Annotated in this window: 23 protein-coding genes; 9 read left to right on the top strand and 14 right to left on the bottom strand. The window is 45.8% G+C overall.

Annotation, left to right across the window (positions count from 1 at the left end):
- Positions 1-244: 244 nt before the first annotated feature.
- The 4 genes from fabD (at position 245) to QZ938_RS03620 (ending at position 3,856) form a co-directional block, all read left to right on the top strand.
- On the top strand, positions 245-1,126 hold the full coding sequence (fabD, locus tag QZ938_RS03635) for an ACP S-malonyltransferase (protein WP_293157419.1): 882 nt from the start codon (positions 245-247) through the stop codon (positions 1,124-1,126).
- A gap of 202 nt (positions 1,127-1,328) precedes the next feature.
- Positions 1,329-2,084: a PspA/IM30 family protein gene (locus QZ938_RS03630; protein ID WP_293157422.1), complete on the top strand. Its 756-nt coding sequence runs from the start codon at positions 1,329-1,331 to the stop codon at positions 2,082-2,084.
- Between the two features lie 9 nt (positions 2,085-2,093).
- Positions 2,094-3,041, top strand: coding sequence for a phosphate ABC transporter substrate-binding protein (locus tag QZ938_RS03625; RefSeq protein WP_293352646.1), 948 nt, complete (start codon positions 2,094-2,096; stop codon positions 3,039-3,041).
- 176 nt (positions 3,042-3,217) lie between these two features.
- Positions 3,218-3,856 carry a 1-acyl-sn-glycerol-3-phosphate acyltransferase gene (locus QZ938_RS03620; RefSeq protein WP_293157428.1) on the top strand — a complete coding sequence of 213 codons (639 nt, stop codon included), beginning with the start codon at positions 3,218-3,220 and terminating at the stop codon, positions 3,854-3,856.
- A 227-nt stretch (positions 3,857-4,083) separates the two neighbouring features.
- Here the strand turns inward: QZ938_RS03620 and QZ938_RS03615 are convergent, their stop codons facing one another.
- From QZ938_RS03615 to QZ938_RS03590, 6 genes are all read right to left on the bottom strand, one after another.
- Complete coding sequence (locus QZ938_RS03615; RefSeq protein WP_293352644.1) at positions 4,084-4,674, bottom strand: YdcF family protein; 591 nt, start codon at positions 4,672-4,674, stop codon at positions 4,084-4,086.
- A gap of 811 nt (positions 4,675-5,485) precedes the next feature.
- Positions 5,486-6,616 (bottom strand): transposase, encoded by a 1,131-nt coding sequence (locus QZ938_RS03610; RefSeq protein WP_363318861.1) that lies wholly within the window; start codon positions 6,614-6,616, stop codon positions 5,486-5,488.
- A 71-nt stretch (positions 6,617-6,687) separates the two neighbouring features.
- Complete coding sequence (locus QZ938_RS03605) at positions 6,688-7,200, bottom strand: GUN4 domain-containing protein (RefSeq protein ID WP_293352642.1); 513 nt, start codon at positions 7,198-7,200, stop codon at positions 6,688-6,690.
- 41 nt (positions 7,201-7,241) lie between these two features.
- Positions 7,242-8,489, bottom strand: coding sequence for a transposase (locus tag QZ938_RS03600; RefSeq protein WP_293352640.1), 1,248 nt, complete (start codon positions 8,487-8,489; stop codon positions 7,242-7,244).
- Positions 8,490-8,711: 222 nt separating this feature from the next.
- On the bottom strand, positions 8,712-9,854 hold the full coding sequence (locus QZ938_RS03595) for a hybrid sensor histidine kinase/response regulator (RefSeq protein ID WP_293352638.1): 1,143 nt from the start codon (positions 9,852-9,854) through the stop codon (positions 8,712-8,714).
- A 150-nt stretch (positions 9,855-10,004) separates the two neighbouring features.
- Positions 10,005-12,668 carry a GAF domain-containing protein gene (locus tag QZ938_RS03590; protein ID WP_293352636.1) on the bottom strand — a complete coding sequence of 888 codons (2,664 nt, stop codon included), beginning with the start codon at positions 12,666-12,668 and terminating at the stop codon, positions 10,005-10,007.
- Positions 12,669-13,087: 419 nt separating this feature from the next.
- On the opposite strand from QZ938_RS03590, the gene QZ938_RS03585 reads away from it, so the two are divergent.
- The gene (locus tag QZ938_RS03585) at positions 13,088-13,303 is read left to right on the top strand and encodes a hypothetical protein (RefSeq protein WP_293352634.1); all 216 of its coding nucleotides are present in this window, start codon (positions 13,088-13,090) and stop codon (positions 13,301-13,303) included.
- A 54-nt stretch (positions 13,304-13,357) separates the two neighbouring features.
- Here the strand turns inward: QZ938_RS03585 and QZ938_RS03580 are convergent, their stop codons facing one another.
- On the bottom strand, positions 13,358-13,618 hold the full coding sequence (locus tag QZ938_RS03580; protein ID WP_293158086.1) for a zinc ribbon domain-containing protein: 261 nt from the start codon (positions 13,616-13,618) through the stop codon (positions 13,358-13,360).
- Positions 13,584-14,621 (bottom strand): RNA-guided endonuclease TnpB family protein, encoded by a 1,038-nt coding sequence (locus QZ938_RS03575; protein ID WP_293352632.1) that lies wholly within the window; start codon positions 14,619-14,621, stop codon positions 13,584-13,586. The genes QZ938_RS03580 and QZ938_RS03575 overlap by 35 nt, the downstream gene beginning before the upstream one ends.
- A 63-nt stretch (positions 14,622-14,684) precedes the next feature.
- On the opposite strand from QZ938_RS03575, the gene QZ938_RS03570 reads away from it, so the two are divergent.
- A complete protein-coding gene (locus QZ938_RS03570; RefSeq protein ID WP_293158080.1) occupies positions 14,685-14,867 on the top strand; it encodes a hypothetical protein in 183 nt (60 codons plus the stop codon).
- 429 nt (positions 14,868-15,296) lie between these two features.
- On the opposite strand, the gene QZ938_RS03565 is transcribed toward QZ938_RS03570, so the two are convergent.
- The 6 genes from QZ938_RS03565 to QZ938_RS03540 all read right to left on the bottom strand — a co-directional run bounded on the left by QZ938_RS03565 (position 15,297) and on the right by QZ938_RS03540 (position 21,551).
- The gene (locus QZ938_RS03565; RefSeq protein ID WP_293342682.1) at positions 15,297-16,430 is read right to left on the bottom strand and encodes a glycosyltransferase; all 1,134 of its coding nucleotides are present in this window, start codon (positions 16,428-16,430) and stop codon (positions 15,297-15,299) included.
- Positions 16,431-16,541: 111 nt separating this feature from the next.
- A complete protein-coding gene (locus QZ938_RS03560; RefSeq protein WP_293352630.1) occupies positions 16,542-16,730 on the bottom strand; it encodes a DUF4291 family protein in 189 nt (62 codons plus the stop codon).
- Between the two features lie 2 nt (positions 16,731-16,732).
- Positions 16,733-17,047: a hypothetical protein gene (locus QZ938_RS03555; RefSeq protein ID WP_293352628.1), complete on the bottom strand. Its 315-nt coding sequence runs from the start codon at positions 17,045-17,047 to the stop codon at positions 16,733-16,735.
- Positions 17,048-17,340: 293 nt separating this feature from the next.
- Positions 17,341-18,489, bottom strand: a complete 1,149-nt coding sequence (locus QZ938_RS03550) for an NAD-dependent epimerase/dehydratase family protein (protein ID WP_293352626.1) — start codon at positions 18,487-18,489, stop codon at positions 17,341-17,343.
- Positions 18,490-18,687: 198 nt separating this feature from the next.
- Positions 18,688-18,858, bottom strand: coding sequence for a CpcT/CpeT family chromophore lyase (locus tag QZ938_RS03545; RefSeq protein WP_293352624.1), 171 nt, complete (start codon positions 18,856-18,858; stop codon positions 18,688-18,690).
- Between the two features lie 170 nt (positions 18,859-19,028).
- On the bottom strand, positions 19,029-21,551 hold the full coding sequence (locus QZ938_RS03540; protein ID WP_293352622.1) for a dynamin family protein: 2,523 nt from the start codon (positions 21,549-21,551) through the stop codon (positions 19,029-19,031).
- Positions 21,552-21,714: 163 nt separating this feature from the next.
- Here QZ938_RS03540 and QZ938_RS03535 point away from each other — a divergent pair, with 163 nt between their 5' ends.
- The 3 genes from QZ938_RS03535 (at position 21,715) to QZ938_RS03525 (ending at position 23,969) form a co-directional block, all read left to right on the top strand.
- Positions 21,715-23,004, top strand: coding sequence for a hypothetical protein (locus tag QZ938_RS03535; RefSeq protein WP_293352620.1), 1,290 nt, complete (start codon positions 21,715-21,717; stop codon positions 23,002-23,004).
- Positions 23,005-23,130: 126 nt separating this feature from the next.
- On the top strand, positions 23,131-23,469 hold the full coding sequence (locus QZ938_RS03530) for a hypothetical protein (RefSeq protein WP_293352618.1): 339 nt from the start codon (positions 23,131-23,133) through the stop codon (positions 23,467-23,469).
- Between the two features lie 77 nt (positions 23,470-23,546).
- Positions 23,547-23,969, top strand: coding sequence for a hypothetical protein (locus QZ938_RS03525; RefSeq protein ID WP_293352616.1), 423 nt, complete (start codon positions 23,547-23,549; stop codon positions 23,967-23,969).
- The last annotated feature ends 100 nt before the right edge of the window (positions 23,970-24,069 follow it).

Genomic DNA, 24,069 nt, shown 5'->3' with positions numbered 1-24,069 from the left:
CGTAGCCATCGACTTTCCCCAGCTAGAAGGTTGAAAATTGTGCTACGGCGATCGATCTGAATTAAAGTAGCAAAAAAAATATAAACCTCCAAAAAGCACAGTTATATGTTATAATTGTGAGTCGCGAGTAGATAGTTCGTGAACCGAAAGATAGCGGAGACCAGCCAGCGAACTCAGAAGCGGGAAACAAAGAATTTTTGCAATCACTTTCTTAGCAACCACCAATTAGCAGATTACCGGAAAAATGACTAAAACAGCATGGGTATTTCCCGGACAAGGTTCCCAGGCGATCGGGATGGGTGCAGACTTATTAAACTTGCCAGCAGCCAAAGCTAAATTTGAGCTGGCTAAAGAAATTTTAGGCTGGTCTGTCCCTGAAGTTTGCCAAAAAGAAGAAGCAAAACTATCTCAGACTCTCTACACTCAGCCTTGCTTGTTCGTAGTAGAAAGCATTTTGGCTGACTTAATGCGAGAAAAGAGCGATCGACCCGCAGTAGTTGCCGGTCACAGTTTAGGAGAATATGTTGCCCTGTACGCAGCAGGCGTCTTTGATTTTGAAACGGGATTGCGCTTAGTCAAACGCCGCGCCGAACTGATGGAGACTGCCTCCGGCGGGCAAATGGTAGCGTTGATCGGCTTCGACAGGCAGGAATTAGAACTGCAAATTCAATACAGCCGAGATGTGGTGCTCGCCAACGACAACAGCGAAGCACAAGTGGTGATTTCTGGCACGCCGGCAGCAGTGGAAGATTTGCTAGCCAAAATAAAAGTCAAACGCGCGGTTAAATTGAATGTTTCCGGTGCGTTTCACTCTCCCCTGATGGCATCAGTGGCCGCAGACTTTCAACTAGCGTTAAAGTCGGCAAGGTTTTCTGATGCTAAAATGCTGGTACTTTCCAACTCAGAACCGACAGCGACTACTAGCGCAGCTACTTTAAAACAGCGGTTGAATTATCAAATGACTAAAGGCGTGCGCTGGCGAGAAATCTCCCTGCAATTGCCACAACAAGGAATCGATCGCGTCGTGGAAATTGGCCCCGGCAAAGTTCTCACAGGTTTGATCAAACGGACTTGTCCCAATTTAGCGCTGGTAAATGTCAGCAGTTTTGCAGATTTGCCAGCTTAATCTATTGTTAACCGATGCTTAAGCTGTAGGCTGTAAAATTGAGTTAATTGGCCGTACAATTGCCGAAAAATAAATAGCACAACAGGAAAATTTTACGATGACCTGTTGTGCAAATTGCCGCTCGACAATCCAAACAGCTAAAAATCGCGATTAAAAATAATCTATATATCGATCGCCCTTGAGGTCTATCGGCAAATTTTTGATGTACACTAGGCGTAAAAACCAAGCTTATCTAGTATTTTTTATGAAAAAAGTCCTTTACTGGCTGATGGGCGAAAAGGCAGGTAGAACGATCGTCGGGACGTGGAACTGGCTCTGGGGAATACCCGTAGAATCTGGCGGTAAGGTGTCGGTGGCGGTGGCCGAAGAGTCGCTGCGATCGATGCAAGAGTCCGTCCAAAAGCTCGCAGAAGCAGTTTCTAAACAAGTTGCAGCCTACCAGCGCACCAAAACAAAATATGAAGAAAAAGTTAGAGAGATGCAAACTTTAGAGCGCCAAGCCAAGACAGCCAACCGCAACGGCAACGAAGAAGCAGCCCGCTTAGCCATATCTAAGGTAATTCAGATAGAAAGAATCCTGCCGCAGTACGAAGATGCAGTAAAACAAGCCGAACAGTTTGTGAACGCTTCCAAAGACAAGCTGAATCGAGAGCGCACGAAGCTGGAAGCCTACAAAACCGATATGCAAAACATGAAAGATATGGCAGAGATTAACGAAGCTCTCGGCGCCATATCCAAAGTCAACAACGATCTTAATATTGATTCAGCTCGATCGCAATTTGAACAAGCCAAAAATGCCGTCGAAAAGCATAACCTCGAACAGCAAGCTTTAGCAGAAATATCTGAGAACCCCCAAGAAAGACTTCAGGCAGAATTAGAAAACATGACCGAAGATGATGAAGTCAGTCGCAGGCTGCAAATGTTAGACGATTCCGACGATAAACAACTTCCCAACTAAGGAGAATTTATGGCTAAGAGTAGCGGGCCTCCGCCCATAGTTTTTATTTTGTTATTTCTGCTGCTCGCCGGTGGTGGTTGGTTCTTTTTTCTGAACAAACCAGCGGCACAGGATGCTAATAATACACCCACTCCCGCTCCCGCAGGCAGTAGTGGAGCCAATCTGCCTCCCGTCGCGCCTGTCGCCGGTACAGCATCGCCTGTTGCTGCTAGTTCCTTTGCACTACCAGTTGCCGTACCTGCGGGCACGGCGGTGAGAATTGACGGTTCTACCAGCATGGTGACAATCAATCTCAACCTCAAGAACGGCTTTCAAGCCAAGTTTCCCGGCACTACAGTCGATGCCAAAGCAAATGGTTCTGCAAAAGGAATTCAGGATTTGGTGGCGGGAACAGCCGATATTGCCGCGATATCGACCCCTTTGAATGCTCAAGACCAAGCTAAGGGTTTGGCAGCATTGCCCGTTGCTTTAGATAGAATTGCGATCGTAGTCGGCACTAACAACCCGTTTCAGGGAGGCTTAACTGCTGCTCAAGTGCAAGATATCTTTAAGGGAACTACTCAAGACTGGTCGAAAGTCGGCGGCCCAGCAGGCCAGATTAAGGTAATTAACAGGCCCGAAATTAGCGGAACTCACCAAACTTTTAAAGAACAAGTGCTCGGAGGCGGTAGTTTTGGTACTGGGCCAAATTTTAGTACGCTCGATCGAGATGCGACAACTCCGCTGCTGCAAGCTTTAGGCAACAACGGCATCGGCTATGCCACTTTCGCTCAAGTTGTCAATCAGAAAACGGTGCGAGTTGTCCCCGTAGACGCTACGACGCCGGAAGCCCCCAATTATCGCTATCAGCGCCAGTTGTACTACGCTTACAAAAATCCCCCCAGCCAAGCGGTTAAGGATTTCTTGGGTTACGCGACTTCGCCTGAAGGACAAAAAGCGATGCTGGCTGGAAATTGAAGGTTGGCAAAAGAATTCGCCAGACTGAAGTCTGGCGCTACACAAACAAAGTCCGCCTCCGCGGACTATATTCTTCAGCCTCGCGTTGCGCGGGCTTTGTTTTTGTAGAAGCGGTTTCAACCGCCGTATCATCTGATAGGCTAATATTCGATGTAATTTAAAATCTCAGGTTTTCTGTGAGCAAAAGTCGCGAACCAGTCGAAAGTTTACTTCTTTACTATTTATTTAAGTGGTCAATTGTCAGCCCGATGCTGCACCTTTACTTTCGGGGGCGCATCTACGGTGCAGAAAATGTGCCAGCAGAAGGCCCATTTGTGGTAGTCAGCAATCACGCCAGCGATTTTGACCCGCCGATTTTATCTAGTTCGATGAGGCGGCCAGTGGCATTTATGGCAAAGGAAGAGTTATTTAAAGTTCCTATTTTGAAACAGGCAATTACGCTTTACGGCGCTTATCCAGTGAAGCGAGAAAGTGCCGATCGCAGTGCAATTCGCTCGGCTATCCAGTCCTTAGAAAATGGATGGGCTACGGGTGTATTTTTGCAGGGAACTCGGACACCAGACGGTAGAATTACTGACCCGAAATTGGGGGCTGCGCTGATAGCTGCTAAGGCAAAAGCACCGCTGTTACCTGTTAGTTTGTGGGGAACTGACGCGATCGCGTCCAAAGGTTCGATAGTGCCGCGTCCGGTGCCGCTGACGGTGCGAATTGGCAAGCTAATTGAGGCGCCCGCTTCGTCGGATCGCGCGGAATTGGAAGCGCTGACTCAAAGATGTGCAACTGAGATTAATGCGATGCACGATTTGGGTCGCTGAACCGGGCGAATGGAATTCGCACGCCAGACAAACAAAACCCACTCCAAGCGGGTTGAAGAACGGGCGGTTAAAGTTACGTTATTTTCTTCATTCCGCGGAGGCGGAATTCGTTTTTGTAGTTTGACCTCTTACTCGGATGACGGGCGCTTCGCCACATAAGCGCTTCGCGCTGGCTTCGCCTACGAGTAAGAGGTCAAAAGCGGTTTCAACCGCCGTCCGATTTTTGTCTATTCAATTCTGGCTTGGCTGAAGTTAGCACCCGTATAACCAGTTGTCAGCCAAAGAATGGCTCTAGCGCCGTCGCGAAGAGCTTTTTGCACCGGTTCGGGGGTTCGCCCAGACGGAACTGCTACAGGCTTAAAACTAATCCCTCGACTGCCGAGCACGATTTCGCCAATAATCTGAGCTCGCCGCATATGATCGTCAGAAGTGATGAGATACACGCTCTCAATCCCTTTAGCTTTCAGTTCATCTACCAAGGTGGTAAAGTTTGTTACCGTATCCACTGCTCTGTAGTCTAAGTGCAGGCGATCGGACTTAATTCCCGCTTCTGAAAAGACCCATTCCGCGAACTCAGGATTGCTCCCAGAAGATACCCAAATCGGCAATTGAGGGTGCGATCGAGCAAATTTGGCGGCAAACACCTCTCGCTCCGTAGCCCCACCTAGAACCAACAAAGCTTGGGGTCTCTGAAATTCGCTCTTAAGCTGCTGATAGCCAAACCAAAACGCCATCAAAAGCCCTAGTAGGAACCAAAAATTGAGTGAATTCCTCAAACGCGGGTAACGCCGCTTGTTTAAATTGATTCTTAACCACATCTAAACCTATAAAAACTTTATTTAGCTGACACAGGAACCATAACAAAAAATACCGCACGTACAACCCACTAACAGGAATTAAAAATTAAAATTTAAACAATGGTCAGAGGATTTTAGATTTTAGATTTTGGATTGAATATACAGGTTAACGCATATGCAAAGCAGAAGGATAAAACTTAGGGTTTACCCTTCTGCTTTTAATTGTTCTTGATTTTTAACGGGACTGGCCGGGTTCGAACCGGCGACCTAGCGCTTCAGATTTGTGTGAGTTTCCCCACTCTCCGGACTATTCCTTCACCGTAGGCTTGCGGCCTTTAGGTGGTGGCCGTATGTTTAGGAGGTTTTATGGTGTTTACTTCCTAAAGCCAGTCTCTGCACCTTCCTTACCTAAACAAAATTTAGATAAAGCTTGGCTCAAGATTACCGTATCTGCTGTCAGACTTAGGCTTCCTTGAGTTTGACCACATTCACTCCCAGAGTTTCCTCGCAGGGTGCCCGATTCTTCAGGAGGCGCTTGCTCTATCCATCTGAGCCACAGCCCCAGTTGCTGAACCGTTTTGATTATAGCAGGTAATGGCGATTTTGAATTTTTTATTTTGGATGATTAGCGATCGCCCGCAGCCACTCTCCCGACAATGCGGGCAAAGTTTTCGGCTGCGGTGAGTTTACCGCTACCTTGACATCTTCCCACCGCTAACTCGGATTATCGAATATAGCGGGGGATTCCAAAGATTGCTCTTTGGGCTTCCTCTTTCCACGAGTCGGCTTACTTGGAGGATTTTCATCACCGAAGCAGAGGTCGTTCTCTCGCCTAGGCGTTAGTTCCGATGTGACCCACCGTACTTAATGCTTTTTCTAGTATGTTTCGTGCAGCATTCCAGTCCCGATCTTGGGTATGTCCGCAATGGTAACAAGTATGTGTTCTAGTGCTCAAAGATTTCTTGACAACCTTTCCACAATTGGAGCAATTCTGGGATGTGTAGTGGGGGGGAACAGCGACTGTAACCACACCAAATACTTGACCAAAATACTCAACCCATGTACGGAACTGAGTCCACGCTGCATCAGAAATCGATTTGGCGAGATGTCTGTTCCTCACCATATTCCGCACCTTCAAGTCTTCATACGCCACGAGGTCGTTAGACATCACTACGCACCTTGCTACCTTCACAGCAAAGTCTTTACGCTGGCGACTTACCTTGAGATGTTTGCGAGCCAGTTTGTTTTTAAACTTAGCTCGATTTTGAGAACCTTTTTCAGTCTTAGACAAACGACGCTGCAACCGTTTCAACGACTTCTCACTTTTACGGAGATGACGCGGATTGGCAACTGTTTCCCCGTTAGAGTCGGTGTAGAAATGGTTGAGCCCAACATCTACGCCAACAGTCTTAAAGGTAGGCGAGCGTTTTTCTCTGCGGTCATGGTCAATGCAGAATTGAGCATAATATCCATCTGCACGACGTACAACTCTGACTCGCTTGATCTGCGAAATTTGATAAAAGTGCAGATCGCGAGTTCCCCACAACTTAAACTGACCAGCTTCAAAGCCATCAGTGAAAGTGATATGGCGCCTATCTTCAGAGAGTTTCCATCCCGTCGTTTTATATTCTACAGACAGGTTGATTTGAAGGCGCTTAAATTTTGGGTATCCCTTTTTACCTGTTTTTTTGGCTTTGCAGTTATCAAAAAAGCGGGATATTGCAGCCCAAGTTCTTTCAGACATAGCCTGACGAGCCATCGAGTTCAGCTTCCTAACCCAAGGGAAATCGGGATTGTCAGAAAGAACTTTGCAATAAGCCGAGAGGTCATTCCTAGTTTTGGCGTGACCGTCCATCCAGTAGCGAAGACAAGCGTTACGAACAAACAAACCTGTCCGCAAAACTTCATCGAGCTTGCGATACTGGCTATTTGTTCCTTCCAACTTGGCTTCGTATACTATCATCAGGCAATCTTACCACGACTTATGTATGGTAAGACAGCGATCGTAACTCGCTTCCACGAAGACAGAGATTGTCAAAACCTCGACTGCACCCCGCCCTGTTTGCTGTTACACAGAAAATTAGTTAGGGTGCGTCTCAGTTTTGACAGTCGATTCATCTCACCGCTTTCCTGAGTACAGTATGGCGGGAGCCTTCTCTCCGAATTAGGTAACAAGCGCGATCGATGTCTCCAGGCGGTAACGGGGAGGTGTCCGGGGGGAGCATTTTCGCTGAATGAGAGCTCGCTGTAATATTTCCAATTTTCCTTGACTCGCCAGCCGACTCGATCGCACAATTGGGTATAATTTCCGGCGGTACTTTCCCAAATCTGTTGTTGTACGGTGAATCCAAACCGCCCGCTGCTGTGTTGTTGCCAAAGTTTGTCGATCGTGCGAAGGTCTGTAGGAGGAAAACAATCAATATCGGCTGCACTCAGCCAGCCTTCGTCTTCCCTCACAGCGATTTGCAGCAAAATTTCCCAAGTATGTTCGTCTGCTTTGCGCCATTTTCCCGTTTCTAACAGCTTTGTCAGTTGTCGGTAATCCATCCCCACTTCAGAGATAGCCGGAGTTTGGTCAGGTGAACTACCTACACCAACTGAATCACAGCATGGTGTCGGCTTCCATCCTCAGTGGGAATTGCCTCTACAATCGTGGATTTTTTACGTCCCGCAGATCGCTTTGGTCTGACATTCCCTCCGATGGCAGCAGCGCTAGTTCCTAACGCCAAAATTCGCAAGCCTTCATTTCTGATATTGATCGCAGCATTGATATCGCGATCGTGTTTTTTTCCGCAGTGAGGACAGTCTACAAACCGAACATTCAAGCTATCAAATCCTTTCTGAAGCATCGGGATCGGTAGCAACGTTTCAGCGCATAACTGAGAAGAAGGAAAGAATCTGTTGATTTCAACATAATTACGATCGCACTCTTGAGCTTTGTATTTGAGCATGGTGAGAAACATTCCCCATCCTTGCTCAGAAATTGCTCTGGCTAAGTTGGGATTCTTGACCATGTTCTTGACTGCTAGATCTTCCACCACAATCACTTGGTTTTCGTTGACTATCTTGCGGGATAGCTTGTGGAGAAAATCTTCGCGGATTCTGGCAATTTTGCCAGTGACTTTAGCAACCAGTTTTTTCGCTTTTCTACGATTACTGGTTCCCGTTTTCTTCGCAAGTTTACGCTGTTTGCGTTTCTTATTGCGTTCCAGCTTTTGCAACTTGCGTTTGACTCGTTTGGATTGATTGTGTTTATGGCCATCAGACGCGATCGCGAAATCTTTCAATCCAAGATCTACGCCGATTGCACTATTGATCGGTTGAATTGTCTCTTGGGACACTTCAAACAAGATTGATGCAAAGTAGGTGCCATCGCTGTTCATTGAAACAGTGACGCAACCTTGCTTACCTGTTGGCAAGTCACGATGAAACTTGGTTCGGACGATTCCCAATGTACCCGGGAATTTGATCGATTGTTCCGCGACGTTGAGCAAGACATTCTGAGGATACCCAACGCTTTGTTTTGAGCCTCTTTTCTTGAACGTCGGATACTTGGCTCTGCCCTCAAAAAAATTGACAAATGCACTGCTGAGATTGAATGTGACCCGTTGCAATGATTGAGAATAAGCCAGTCCCAACCATTCAAATTCACGCTTCAAATCGGGTAGCAACTTATCCATTGCAGCTTTGCTCAAACCTTTCCCAGTATCCTTGTATCCTTCGGTTGTCAAGTGCAGCATTCGGTTATACAACCATCTGCAATTACCGAAACATTGAGCAAGATATTGCTTCTGCTCTGGACTGGGATAAATTCTGACTTTGACTGCTTTGTACATTAGCCTGGAATTTGTACCGTGTTTCTACATTCATGGTAACACAAGTTTCGACAATGTGTATAAAGTTACCATTAAGAATTTGTTCGTTTCGTCATGATTGCTTTCCCTTGTTTCACTACGTTGAGCCTCGGTCAAGCAATCCTCCTAAACTCACTCGCATTCATCCCCCACCAAATCAAAGATTATGATGGGGGCATTCTGCTGCTTCGAGGTAAATTAGCTCTAACAAGGCAAGCGAATAGTAAACAAGCTGCCTTTACCCAACTCGGATTTGACCACGATCGTGCCGCGGTGAGCTTCGACTATTTGGCGGCAGAGGTGCAGTCCCAAACCTGTGCTGGATTTCTTGTGAGTTCCCGAGCCAAACCTTTCAAATAACTTTGCTTGTTCGGCGGGAGAAATTCCGGCACCGGTGTCTTGGATTTCCATAATTACCCATGCCAGCGGTTGGTTTTTGAAGCTCGTATAAACAGGTGAGTTGGCAGCTTTTAAGCGGACATCTATTGAACCGCTGTCGGTAAATTTTATCGCATTTCCGATTAAATTTGTCAGCAAGCGGTGCAGTTCCAGACGATCGCCCGGATACTTGGCAATCGGAGCACTTTCTGCACTTTCACTCAAGTCTAAATTCACCGACAAATTTTTAGCATCGGCTAGGGGAGCGAGTTCTTCAGCTACTTCGGTAATAAGCTGGCGCAAGTCAACCGGAGCGAAACTGAGGGATTTGCGCCCTGCTTCGTAGCGGTAGACTTCGAGGAGCATATTTACCATCGCGATCAGGTTTTTGTTACTGCGAACCATTGTCCCGAAAGCGTCGCGCATGGGGAGCGAGATTTCTCCCAAAGCTCCCTGCTGCATTAAAGTTAGCATTCGATCGGCTGCTACGAGGGGCGTCCGCAAGTCGTGAGCGAGTCTGGAGACAAAATCTTCGCGCTGGAGGGCGATCGAATTTCGTTCGTCTACGCTGTGTTTGAGCCGCAAGAGCGATCGCACCCTCGCCAGCAGTTCGTCCATTTCCACGGGTTTGCGGATAAAATCGTCTGCGCCCATGTCGAGTCCCTGGACTACACTGGCGCTGTCGTGAGCTGTGATCAGCAAAATCGGGATAAAGGGCAATTCCTTATTTTGTCGCATTCGCTGGGTGACTTCGTAACCGTCCATTCCTGGCATCATTACGTCTAGCAATACCAAATCGGGGGTTGACTTGTCGATTTGGCTTAAGGCCGAAAAGCCGTTCTCGGCCGTGCTAATTTCGTAACCTTCTTCTTCCAGGATTGTCTGCACCAGCAAAACATTATCTGGTGCGTCATCTACAACCAGAATGCGATCGGCTTTTGTGGCATTCGGAACAGATAAATAGTTCATTTAATTGTCGGTATGAAAATAAATACTAACTTTAATGTGGCATCCGATTCATGTTTTCACATTTTTCCACTTCTTAACTCTGTCATAAGGAAGATCTCAAAACTTTATCCAATCTTTTTACATTTAGGCTCTCGGATATGATAGTATATGCTACTTTTTTGTCATAGTATGCACGCCGTCCCATTCGTCGGGCGGGGGTATTTCCAAATAGCTGAGGGATCGCTCGATCTGAACTTCCACAGGTCGATCGCTCGGTCGCATAGCTAAAGCCGCCTCAAAATAATTAATAGCTTGCTGAAAATTTCTAGCAATATAAGCATGGCGGCCGTTGTTGTAAAGTTCCAAAAACCTTTCGGTTTCCCCATCGAGGGGCTCGGAATTAATTTGCAGCAACTCGTAAATGCCGACCGGCTGATTTTTGCCCTTAACCCGCACCTTGTCCAACTCTCGCACCCAAATCCGTTCGCGGCACAAATTGTAGGTAAATTCGCTCAAAATTATATCGCAGCCGTACTCCTTTGTAAGCTGTTCCAAGCGGGAACTCAAATTCACCGCATCCCCGATTACGGTGTAATCCATCCGCTTTTCCGAACCAATATTTCCCGAAACCACCTCTCCAGAACTAATCCCAATTCCGAAGCGAAACGGATCGGCGCCTGGGCGAGAATCATTAAACTCTTTCAAGCGCCGGCGCATATCTAAAGCCGACTGCACCGCCATCCAACCGTGACTTTCCGGGGGATTGAGCGGCAGGGGCGCACCGAACACCGCCATTAAAGCATCGCCGATAAACTTGTCTAAAGTGCCGTCGTAGTGGAAAACGGCCTCCACCATCGTCTCAAAATACTGGTTCAATAGGGCCACAACTTCCGAGGCTCCCAAATTTTCGGTCAGAGTGGTGTAGCCGCGAATGTCGGAAAATAAAATAGTAACTTCTTTGCGTTCGCCGACCATCAGGGAGCCTTCGCCCAAGGCCATGATTTTATCTACGACTCCGGGAGTCATGTAGCGAGACATTGTGGTTTTCATCCGCTTTTCGCGGCTGATGTCTTCGAGTACCACTAAACCGCCGCGCACGCCACCTTCTGGATTGATCAGCGGGTTGACAGTTAAATTCAAACTGCGTTCAATTAGTTTAATTCGAGAGCTGGGGATGGGTAGGGGACAATAAGGGTGATAGAGGTCAGCATTCCGCAGCGAAAATAGAGATTGGGAATTAGCTAATTCTGCCTGCGCTACTTCCTCAGTCCAGGCGCTGTTTTCGCCCCAAGCGTAATATAAAGTGGGGTCATTGCGATCGGGCACGGCCAAAATGTAACTTTCTGCTTCTGTTTCTTCTGCCGGTGCTGCGGAACTACCAAGCGTTGTTTCCACCAACAGTCCCACAGTTAAACTTTGTTCGGGAACGTAAGATCTGGCAGCAGTATGGAGACTGTCTTCGACTCGAAATTTCAAATTTTCGATCGGCACAACTTCCCAAACATAGCGATCGATCAGTTTATCTTCCCAAATCACGAGATTGTATTTGCTTTTATCTTGATTTACCGGACAGCCCAACAATTCCAGCGCGGCTTCGTTAATCGTGACAATTCGCCCCTGCAAATCGGTGGAAATGACTGCATCTGAAAGACTTTGCAGCATATCTTTTTGATACTGCTTTTCCACCATCACGTTCTGAAACAGTTGAGAATTTTGCAGCGCCATTCCGGCTTGGGAATTAAATGCTCGCAAAAACTCTTCGTCGGAAGTTGTGAAAGTGCCTTGAGTCTTATTAATTAGCTGAGTCACCCCAATCAGCTCACCTTTGGCGTTATGCACCGGCATACACAAGACAGTGCGAGTGCGATATCCCGTTTGCTGGTCTGTAGATGGGTCAAAGCGGGGATCGTCGTAAGCATCTGTAATATTTAGAGTTTGACCCGTTGAAGCCACGTAGCCTGCAATTCCCTTGTTAGCAGGAATGCGGATTTCGACCATGGTTTTGCCGTCGGCCTTGGCGACTTTTGTCCAGAGTTCGTTGGTTTCCCGATTTAATAAAAATAGCGTGCTGCGATCGGCTTGCATCAAGTCCCGAGCTTGATCCATGACAGAGCGCAAAGTTGTTTCCAAGTCAAGGCTTTGACCCAACGTCGTGGTAGCTCTCAAAAGTGCGGCCACCCCTCGCTGGTTGCGGGCCACGACGTAGAAAGATTGACAGCTTTCGAGAATAATCCCGATCGAATCTGCAAAAGCCTGGAACTGCTGTTCGTCTTCCTCGGTAAAGGGGGCATTGCCAGCTTTGTTTAACAGTCTCACCACCGCTACGGGTTCGTGCTGGCTCTTGCTGCTAAAAATCGGCATACAGAGGATGGTCTCAACCCGGTAGTTCGGCGGTTCGTCTACTTCCACATTAAAATGCTCGTGTTCTCTACCATGCAAGACATTGAGCGATTTTCCAGTAGTTGCTACGTAGCCTAAAATGCCTGCATCCATCGGCAAGCGAATTTCTATATCTTCGCCCGTGAGTCCATCGACTGTTTTGTGCCACAGTTGATTTTTGTTGGCATCTACCAAAAAAATTGTTGTCCGGTCTGCTTGCAAAATTTGACCAATTTTGACAGTGAAGGCATCTAACAGTTGCTCTAAGAGAGTTTCGAGTGCTTCATTGTTAATCAGGTCCATTGCCCTGATAAATTGCTGAAATTCAGCCGTTACAAAGTCGAGCAGGCACACTAATTCAGTAACTGGCAAGCTCTTAACACGAGAGGTCAATGCCCCCATAAAATTGACTTGAGTCAGTGTAGCCAGAACGCTACCAGCATTGGAGAATGTCATGATTAACTGCTTGCTCGGAGGGGTAGATTGACCGGCTGGTCGATCGGTGCTAGATGCTGGGGTGCAAACTGTTTGAGTTGTTTGCTTTTCAACTCAGCATTCGATTGTCGCTTCGATCAATAATGGCTTCATTGTTTGGCGGATGAAAGTTCAGTTTGCTTGTTACAGATGCTCGATCTTTTTTGTTACAACCTTGATACTGATGAGGGTTCGCCAGTTAAAGTTGAACTTGACTTGTGAACCCTGCCAGTCTGAAAATTAGCTAGCAGGCTGTCGATCGCGGGCAATGTAGATTTGACACTCTGTGCTCGGCTGCTGCGCGGTGTAAATGTTTGATTCGCGATCGGCGACCGGTATTTGGTCTGTTGAAGGCGCTACTCTCCCCACCCGCGAAGCATTGCAAAGCTACTCATGGTTTAATGGTAAACGCAACAGATACATTTCACCCGCCACAAGCTGCTAATCAACCTCTACTGTGTATAGCACAGCCTGGGGAGCTTACGTCCACCCTGGATGCGGAGGTATCTCTCAAAGCCTTTAACACAATGTTAAAAGCGCTATTGAAATGTGGATGTCTCCACATTTGTGTATCTACACCAACGTCACCAACGATCGACACATCCATAGATGGTTGATGCTTCAACGCTTGTTTAAAAGGGTATGCAGTTCATCTTTCCGTTCTGAAAAAATTACCCAGAGCTACCCAAATCTAGACTTAACTGGAGATGAGTAATTTTGGTGTTAACTTCCTGTTTCACAGTAGCGACAACATGGCTATTGTCGGGTTTGTCTACTCCGCAGGCTGACGCGGTGGAACTCACCGCCATATCCGAACGTTCTGGAATAAAAATTCCATCAAACCAACGTTCTATGTTTCTCGCCGCATTTAAATCTCTGTCTTGAACATTGCCGCAATCAGGACAGAGGTAGACACGATTCTTTAAGGGCATTTTGTGTCGATGTTTTCCACAATTGTAACAGCAAGTTCTGCGAGCTAGGAAATAATCTATCTACGACTGTTAGTTTAGATAAAAACTTAATCGTTTTGTATTCTAATTGCCGCTTAAATTCGTACATCCCACAATCAGAAATCGCTCCGGCTAATTTGTGATTCTTCAAAAACGCTTTAATATTCAAGTCCTCAATCTTAATCTCGCTGTGGTTTTTGGCAAGATAATTAGTCAGCTTGTGTATGGCGTCTTTTCGGATATTTGCTACTTTAGCATAGAGTTTGCTCAGTTTCTCGATTGATTTAGCACGATTAATAGAGCCTTTGACTTTACGACTTACGTCCCGCTGTTTTCGCTTGATATTTTTGCTCATCCGTCGGTAAGCTTTGGGATTCGCAAAGACTTTGCCGTCGGAGCAGACAGCAAGTTCTTTAATCCCGATATCAACACCAACAACGGGACGACTTGTTGCAACTTCTGGTAATTCAACTTCGTATTTGATGGCAATAAACCACCTATTGGCGGTGCGACCAATTACGCAATTGTGAACTGCTGTCAGCGGCAATGGTTCGGTAAGTTTTACCCATCCGATCGATGGCAATTTGACTCGCTTGCCATCGTTATTAATTCCTGGCTTTGCTTTGGTTCCTGATTCTAGGTAAAAGGAATTTTTTTGTCCCTTTTTCTTGAATCTCGGTTGCTTTGATGTTTTTTTGAAACACCTTTCCCAGGCTTGACGCAAGTCTCCTAATGCTTTTTGTGGGACATTTTTATTGGTTTCATAGTACCAGTTATTTGCTGATTTTACTTCGGCAACCAACCGTTTGTGCAAGTCAATGGCTGATGGTATTTTGAGTGTTTTGTCGAATTCGCGTTGTTTGAGCAAATCTTGAATCAGGGCGTTCCCCCAGTTGTAACTGTGTCTGGCAACGCCTGATGCTTTTTTGAAAGCTGTAATTTGCTTGTTGTTCGGGATTAATGCGCTTCGGAAACTTAAAAGCATTGATTCGACCTTTCAATGTTTGGTACAAGTGGATTAACCTACCTACATATGCAGGTGGTGTTAATGCCTTTTCAAGCACACACATACGGCGCTCTCAAACGACTTGCGGAACCAACAGACAAGGCGGTTATTGCGTTTAGGGGGTATGAAGGACAGAAAGAGAAACTCAAAGCTATCCCCGATCGGCAAGAAAGGCTGAGATTGTTTGTTGACCAATTAATTGGGGAAGAGGGACAAACTGGGTAGTTTTGGGTAGACATGGGTAGAAATTAACTTTCAGTCCACAACTCTGATATTTTACCGTGTTTTGTTAAGACATTCCACCAACTCAACTACTTTACCAATACAGCAGGATAGCTACGGCGATCCGATCGCCAAAAAAGTTCGATCAATCTTTGAGGACATCCCTCCTCGCCAGAAACTGCCTCGGGACGGAACCTAAGCTGTTGGTAATGTTTGGCCTACATTCGGCACCCTCAACTGTCACAATCGGTTTTTACTTATTTTTATCGACCAATTAAGTGATAAATTATACTTTTATACCGTATGTTGGCGGATATAAATTGGAAAAAAGCATAATTTATCACTTGAAAAAGCGATTTTTCTGAGTAATTATACTGTGTGACACCATAAGGTGCCGAATGCAGAGTTTAAAAGCGCGACAGCTTGTGAAATTTAAGCAGCAGAGGCCATGGACTGGGCAAATACCACCGATCGATAGTAGCCTCGTAGTTGGTTAGTCGCCGCCGCCCAACCCCAGCGTTCGGCTTCAGAGCGAGCGTTTTGGCGGAGGGTTTCCCGTTCTTCGGGATTCGCAAACAGGCGCTGGGTGGCAGCCACTGCTCCGGCTTCATCGGCGGGGTCAAATAAATAGCCGTTAACACCGTCTGTCACAATATCGGGAATTCCGCCACTGCGAGCCGCCACTACGGGCGTCCCCGCAGCCATAGCTTCGAGGAGCACTAAGCCCAAGGTTTCGGTACGGGACGGAAAAATGAAGGCATCAGCAGATGCGTAAGCAGAAGCCAATTCTTGCCCCTTGAGGTAGCCAACAAAATTTGTGGGGGTGCCGGCAAAATATTGTTCGAGGGTTTGGCGGTGCGGGCCGTCTCCCACTAGGGCGAGGCGGGCGCCGGGAATGGCGGCGAGGACTGGTTTGATCGATTCGATTTCTTTTTCGGCACCGAGGCGACCGACGTAGAGGAGTAAGGGGCTATCTGGGTTATTTTCAGAAAGGCGCGATCGCATTTCTCGACTCTTCAATTCGGGGACAAACATTTCCGTATCTACACCGCGCTGCCATAAGTCTACTCGCTCAATGCCATGAGTTCTCAACTCATCCACCATTGCTGTAGAAGTGCACAGATTTAATTCAGCTTGATTGTGCGCCCCTTTGAGCAATTCCCACAGCAATGGTTCGAGCATTCCAAAACCGTAATGGTGTAAATATTTCGGTAAATGGGTGTGGTAAGAAGCCAAAATTGGAATATTGAACTTTTTGCCGTAATATATCCCGCCCAATCCCAAAATAGCGGGATTGACAACATGAATAAGATCCGGTTGAAACTTCTGTAATTGTTGACCTATAGCCGGACTGGGCAGTGCCATTTTCAGTTCCGGGTACATCGGCAAAGGCAAACCCTCAACACCGTAAACTCGGGCACCTTTGTATTCTGTAATTCCGTAATCTGGAGAAAATATCAGAACTTGTTCGCCCGATCGCTGCAAGTGATCTACAGTGTGAATCAGGCGCGTCACAATGCCGTCTATTTTCGGCCAAAATGTTTCAGTGAACAGAGCAATTTTCATAAGAAGAAGGAAGTTCGGCAACGGATTTAACGGATGTAACGGATGAAGGATTTAGTTATACTTAATATTATTAGTAAATTGATACATCATCCACAAAAAATTGGGCTTAATTCAACTCATGGGATTCAGGCTGAATTCACCGCCGAAATAACCATGTTCCGCTGCAAAAAGATCGATCGCCGGACGGTAAGCTTGATAAACTACAACAGTATTTTCGTCAAATTGTGCTAGAATATGACAACCAGTTTTCGGCCAATTACTTACCTGATTTAAATAAGGTTCTGTCAGCAGTTTTACCACAACTAATTCCCATCGATTGTTTTTTGGGGTAACACACAAATTCCGTGAATTCCCATTGAGAAAATTATCCCACCTAAAAGCAATCCCACACCTTCAGCAAAACAATTAATTCGATGAATTTCCTGTGCAGTCCTGGCAATTGAGATTTGGGTTTCGGTGGCAGATGGGGATTCACTAACTCGGCGATAATTTTGATAACTCGCCGTTAGTGTAGCCCATTCAGGTATTAAATAATAAGCACAAACTGCACTAGCCGAAAATCCCGGTAAAACAACTAAAAGCAACAGGATGAGAATTCGACTTTTTACGGTATTCATTGCTAAACAAGTTAGTAGTCAAAACCCGATGCCTTTTTTTTATTAACCGCAGAGGACACAGAGGACACAGAGAAAGAGATTGAAAGATATAGCGAAATTTATTCAGTACGGATTCAGTAGGGGCAATTCATTCAGTAGGGGCAATTCATGAATTGCCCCTACCTTTCGGAGGAAAATCATACTCCAAATCAGCCATGCCATTTTCCCTTTCTTATCTTTCATCTTACTTCGTGCCCTTAGCGCCTTCGCGGTTCGTTAAAAAAATCTCTATCCCCGCAAATAAAACTCAAAAATTAGCGCCAAGAAACCTTGGGCAAAATCTGATTTTTATCGACACGATGCTGATATTTAGTCGCAAAATTTAGCAGAGAATCGAGCAGCGAATCTGATAATAAATGGGGTTGCAAGCCGAGGTCTAAAAGACTGGTGTTTTTAGCATTGAAATAATGTTCTTCTTTCTCAACTCTGGGATTTTCTAGGTGATTGATTTCCACCTTTAATCCCATTGCCGTTCCTGCTTTTTGCACCAATGAGGCCAAGTCGCCGACGCTGAATTGTTCGGTGAATTGGTTGAAGACTCGGAATTGTCCGGCTTCGGCGGGGTTGGCGATCGCCAATTCGACGCATCTTACGGTATCCCGAATGTCCAGGAAGGTGCGGGTTTGTCCGCCAGTTCCATAAACTGTCAAAGGATGCCCGATCGCAGCTTGGATGCAAAATCTGTTTAATGCTGTACCGAATACTCCGTCGTAGTCCAAACGGTTGATTAACAGTTCGTCCATGCCAGTTTCTTCTGTGAGTACGCCGTAGACGACGCCCTGATTTAAGTCGGTGGCCCTCAAACCCCAGATTTTGCAAGCAAAATGGATGTTGTGGGAGTCGTGGACTTTTGACAGGTGGTAGAAACTGCCCGGTTGTTTGGGATAGGGTAGTGTATCCTTGCGGCCGTTGTGTTCGATCGTCAGATAGCCTTCTTCGATGTCAATGTTCGGGGTGCCATATTCGCCCATTGTCCCCAATTTCACTAGATGACAGTCGGGGAAATCTTCGCGAATGGCGTACAGCAGATTTAGTGTCCCAACTACATTATTGACTTGGGTGAGGACTGCGTGTTCGCGATCGATCATCGAAAATGGTGCCGATCGCTGTTCGCCGAAATGGACTACAGCATCCGGTGCAAATTTTCTCATACTTTTGCTGAGAAAATCGTAGTTGGTGATGTCACCGACGAACAAGTCGATGGACTTGCCCGTTAAATCTTGCCATCGCTGGAGTCGTTGCTGAATCGGTGCAATGGGAGTGAGGGTGTCGCTGCACAGTTCCAGATCCCAGTGCCGCCGCACGAAGCTGTCGAGGATGCCAACTTCGTGACCTTTGTTAGAAAGGTAGAGTGCGGTTGCCCAACCGCAATAGCCATCGCCACCAATAACCAGGACTTTCATAAATCAACGGTGAATCTTGCTTGCCAATACTGGGTTAATGTACCAGGTATTGGTGCATTCTGAACCTTTAATCAAGCTGGTGATTTCCCAAATCCCCACTCGATTTTTTTGTGTCAAACCTGAATTTCGTCGGCGAAGCTAGCCCAGCGGGTGAATTCCAAGGGGCCGGCCTGGGTTCCCCAGACGTGGGCGTGGCTTTCACCGGTGGCGTCGGCGATCGTGACTGGTGAATTTGTCTCGATCGATCTCGAATTCGCTATCTAGACAGGTGTTTTTGCCATTTCTGGATACCATACAGCCTTTTCCTGGTGTCTCGCGACCTTTGAAGCTGCTGCCCGTCCAGTGCGTAATCAAGGTGCAACGTGGCATTAGTTTAAATTCTGCGGTTTTGAGTTTGTAGAATTGCTCTTTGTTGGCGATCGTCCTGTGCGTTGTGCGATCGCTTGAACAACAGATATTTTAGTTAAAACTACGAACCGCCTATTTAGAGTTGAAAAAATGTTGGTTCGATCGAGGCTAAATTTTTGAGTAAAATCGCACTAGATAGCGCTCTGATTCAAAATAGCCTCAATTTGATTTTGTACTTGTTCGAGTTCTCGACGTTTGTCAGCCAGCCAAACTTTTTGGGCTTCGCATTCTGCTCGATTTTGGCGATCGCGCTTTTCCTGCTGTTCTAATAAATTTTCCCACAGTGCGATCGCTTTTGACATCACACCACTACTTGTCTCAACTCTTTCTTCAAATACTGCAATAATTCTTTCGTGTATCTTATCAAAAATAGACTGTGAAGATTCATCAAACTTCTCAAAGCCTAACTCGCAAACTTTTGCCTTGATTTGAGCTTTAACTGCATCGCCATCTAAAAAATTCCAGCCCAAACCGCCAGCAGCACCCGCAGCTATTGTCCCTAAAATTACTGGAATAATACCAAGTGGAAGAGCGATTAATACAGCAGCCGCGACAGCACCAATTCCCAAACCACCCATGAATAATCCGTCGTTGCCAATATCGTCAATTGATTCAGCAATCCCACTTCCACTTGTACCAATCTCGCCCAAATTACCTGCCATCGCCAAATTATTAAATTGACTGACAAGGTTACTACTCAGTTGCTTATCGAACTTTTGAAACTCCTGTCGAATTGCATCAATTCCTTCATCTATTTGACTATTTAAAGCTCCCATATTCTCTTGTAAAATAGACTGTACTTTTTGAGTAGCCCAATCTTCTATTTCTTGGGTGATATCTTCCACAAATTGATCTGAATAATCTTTAGTCAACTCTTTTTGACTCCACATATGCGAATACTCAGAAGTCCAGAGAGCGCTTTTTGCAATCAGGCGTTCTCCTAATTCTTCCACCCATTGATTCCAAGATTCAAAAGTTTTGTCTAAAGATTGCTGCATCAGTTCATCCCCTAAAAGTTTGATTTTCACATCGCGGCCGCTTGCTTCTGCCATTTGTTCAAATATTTTATGTTTATCTCCAGGAGAAACTGTCAACTTTCCTTGTAACATTTGCCTATATTGAGTCAATTCATCGCAGCCAGTACCAATGACTTGCTTCATTCCAGATGCCGACTGCTGAAGTGCGATCGCCCCCCGTTCAACTGTTAAAAATTGTTCGAGAGATTTAGTGAAATCCTGAAAAGATTTCACATACTCATTTTGCGTCCCGTCCAAAATTGCCTCAAGTGCAGATTGAGCCGAAATAAAATGAATCCGGTTTTCACCCGCAATCAAATTTTGATTCTTAACAATCGTTTCTACCCTTTGCCTTACCTGCTTGCGGCTTTCTTCCCGACGCAGCAAATCGGCAAAATTAACTAAAACAAAAATACTCTTCGCAGCTTCGCCATCTTTACCCTGATTCAACTCTTTTTTCAAATACAAAAGCAGTTCCCGTTCTTTTTCTGTCAAAGCATTTTGAGCGTGAGTCAAAAAAATCACTGCATCCGTTGTTTTGAGAACTTGTTGGGTAACTAACGTGCGTTCCGCTTGTTCGTTCAATCCGGGAGAATCAATAATTTCTACATCATTGGTACACAATTCGAGATTCGGATGCTCGAAAATGATTTCTTTGATTGCTGAATTGATAATTTCTTCTCCAAAAGAACCTAAAGCAGCTTCCTCAGAAATCGAGGCTTTATCTTTATATTGCTGCGGTGAAATCTCCTCCTCGCGTCCATCTTTATATTTGCAAATCACCCGCTGCTGCGGCCCGTATTTCAAAACAGTCACCGTACCGCTACAGGGAATATCCCGCACGGGTTGAATTTCTTCGCCCAGCAAAGCATTGAGTAAAGTTGATTTGCCTTTGCTGAATTCGCCCACAACGGCAACGCGAAACCGCTGAGATTGTAATTTACGAGATATCTTTGTTAATTCTTCTATTAAATTAGGAGATAGCACGTTGCGATCGCTCCCATCTAGCAGAGTTAAGCCGAGTTTTCCACAAACAGCATCCAGTTGTTGTCTATACTCCTTAAACTTTTTCAACTCCTGATATGACGAGACTGAATGTTTGCGATTTTTTTGCTGTTTCGGTTTGGCTGGCAAATGTTCGATAATGTGATGAGCAGCACGGACAAACATAGAATCGAGAGATTGAAATTGTGCTGGATCGAGTAACGAGTGAACTTCTGCCAAAGCTGCTGTATCCCTTATTGTTTGACTGCTAAAACTCGCTTCCAAAACAGTCAAAAATCGTGCATCAACTCCGAGTCGATCGGCAATGAGGGTCAAATACTGTTTTTCGCGATCGTGCATCGATCCATCTGCGGCCGACATCTGATAGCCAAAACTAATTAGCAGCAGTCTTTCCTCCTCAGAAAAACACGCTGTCAGCGCCAGCAACTCCGGCAATTTCTTGTAAATTTTCTGTTCCCGCACGCCCTTAGCCATCAGCATCGCCAATTGTCGCAAACTGTTGTTAGCGGGGATAAGTTCCGTCAAAGTTGTCCGCAAGTGCTGGATTTCCTCAGCGTCAACCGTACCATCAGCATAGATAACTCCCACCAACACCGTTATCAGCCCCGTCAGAAAGAGGATCGGGGGAGTCATATCCTCCCTACGAAGTCTTTGCCCTGTCAGCAGCGAAACAAGCTCAACCGTCTGCGAACTAATTAGCGAAGTGTTCATTTGTCGCGCCTACTGATAGTTTTTTTTTATTTAAACTATCATAATAGATAAGTTATTCTTGGGTATGCTACCGGGGTAAAAAGTAATGATTAACTTTGTATTTCCCGCAGCGGTACAGGCTGCGATCGAGGCTGGCAAATACGTACAAGTGTTTACATCGGCTGGAGTGCCGATCGGCATTGCGAGAGATGCAGCGACGGGACAGTTTGCGGCCCATGCTGTTGGTGCGGTTGTCAATAACAGCCCGCTATCGCCCTTAGTGTCTCCCGTGCAGCTTGCAATGGGTGGCTTGCAGATGTACCAAAACCACATGGGCTTTCAAGCCGTCCAAACGAGTTTGGGCGTGCTGCAAGCGACAACAGCCGTCATTGGTGTGGGAGTTGCGGCTGGGGTAGCTTTGTCTGCGGTGAATTTGCACCAGACTTTGAAACTAAAAAAAGCGGTTGAGAGGCTGGATGTTAAAGTTGAAAATGGTTTCATCAATTTAGAACAATTTGTAAAAGGCCAAAGCGCGGAAATTAAGCAATTAATTGCCGAAGTTGTTGCGGATCTAAAATTTGAGAACCACCGTTTAGTTTTAGTGCGGGCTTACGGGTTATTCAATCAAGCAATTCAACGAATGCGATCGGCTTTGCAAGTGAAAGATATCAACCGCCGCAATGCTGAAATTGATGCGGCGCGGGGGATGTTGTTTGAGGCTTTAGCCGATTACAGAAATCCGCAGTTGTTGTCAGAAACTTGTGCTGCGGGACAGTTGCGCCGGTTAGAGTGCAGTTGGACGATCGAGCAAAGTATTATTGCGACGTATCAGGTGCAAAATGAATTTGGTGCTGCGGGCGATCGCATCTCTCAACTCCAACAACAAATCCGTCAAGATAGCCTCGGTATCATACACTGTTGCGACTCAGACGAAGAGCTTGACTTTCTGTTTCCTGAAATCACGCGAATTCACAATCACGATTTAGCCGCATTAGACATTTGGCAAAATCAGATTGACTGGATGAAAGCTTTGCCGCCAAGTGAATTAAAACAGTTGCAAAGTGCGGATTTAAGTAAATCCGACTCGGCTGTTAAGGTGGAGAAAAACTCAGCCGCAACAGCTTTAGCGATACCCGACGAACAGTTATTTTATGAAAATTTGCGGCCCAAGTCTCATTTTTATGCTCTTCGCGCTCAACTCGAACTGATGCTCGATCGACAGCTACGTGAAGACTATGAAAGTTATATCATTGAACAAGGGGAAATCGCAGGTCATAAAACTTTAGTATCGTCGAACTTGGAAAAAGCATCAGACTTGGCTGTTGCTAATCTTTTTTATTATTTCAGAGTCCGGGATGAATCGGAAGAAGAATTAGAATTAGCGAACACCCCGTAGGTTGGGTAGAACGAAGTGAAACCCAACGCAAAGCAATCATTAATGTTGGGTTTCGTTCATCAATATAACTTGTGGTTGCTAATACCCAGAAAAAATTTTGAATTTATAAATACGGAGCTTCGCAAAATGGATGAATTTGTTAGAAAAGCAGCAGCACTGGGATTACCCGCAATTATGCTGGTAATTGTGATGGGAACTACAGGTTTAGCAGGTGCGGCCGCAATTACAGCAGCTTTAGCAACGTTAGGTGGCCCAGCAGGTATGTTAGGCGGAATCGCACTGCTGGGAATCATCGGTTTAGCTACAGAAATGTTGTCTAAGTATGGTCTTGAATCCGTGCTAATTGGGATTTACAGACAGCGCCTTCAAAACGGAGAATCAAAATCACGTCTGTGCGGAGAAATTCGGAATTTACCTATCTCTGGGGACATGAAACGCACACTCAACGAAGAGTTGAGCAGTTAATAGATAGGTAGAATTAGGCTTCGTAAACCATCTCTTTCTAAATACGAACAGGATTTACGCACAAGCTCTATCTGTAGGTGGGCAATGCCCACCTTACCGCTACAAAACGAAGTTATAAAAATGCGATCGCTCAACTAAAACAGGAGGAACCATTGATTAAGTTTATTGGGGAAGTCGAACTGCGTAACTCTCGCCGAGTCTACTACCAAGAGGATTCTTACCGAGTAGAGCAAATCAATCCAAATCGCGAAAAAGTGACTTACTCTGACGACATTCCTGACAAAGCTGTGGAGTATCTATACAACCAACTTAAGGGTCGTAAAGTTACACCAAAAGATGCTTCTACCGTTCTCCAGGCAGTCGCTAAAAACTTTAATCTCCCCTATAACTACGGTCATAAACTTGACTACTACGCTCAGGAAGTATTGGTGGTACTTGTGGCATTAGGTAAAGCAAGTTTAAGTAAAGAAGGTCGAGGCTACTTTTACACCATTACCTAATTGTTGATTCCAAATACTTGTATTAGTATTATAAAATTTTGAATGAGGCAACAGGAAGCAACATCTAAAATCAATACTGTACAAGCCGTGTCATTTTTAC

The organism is Microcoleus sp. CAWBG27 (genome assembly GCF_020883145.1).
GTDB lineage: Bacteria > Cyanobacteriota > Cyanobacteriia > Cyanobacteriales > Microcoleaceae > Microcoleus.
Note: the sequence above shows the minus strand (reverse complement) of the source record. Positions and strands in the feature narration are given on the sequence as shown.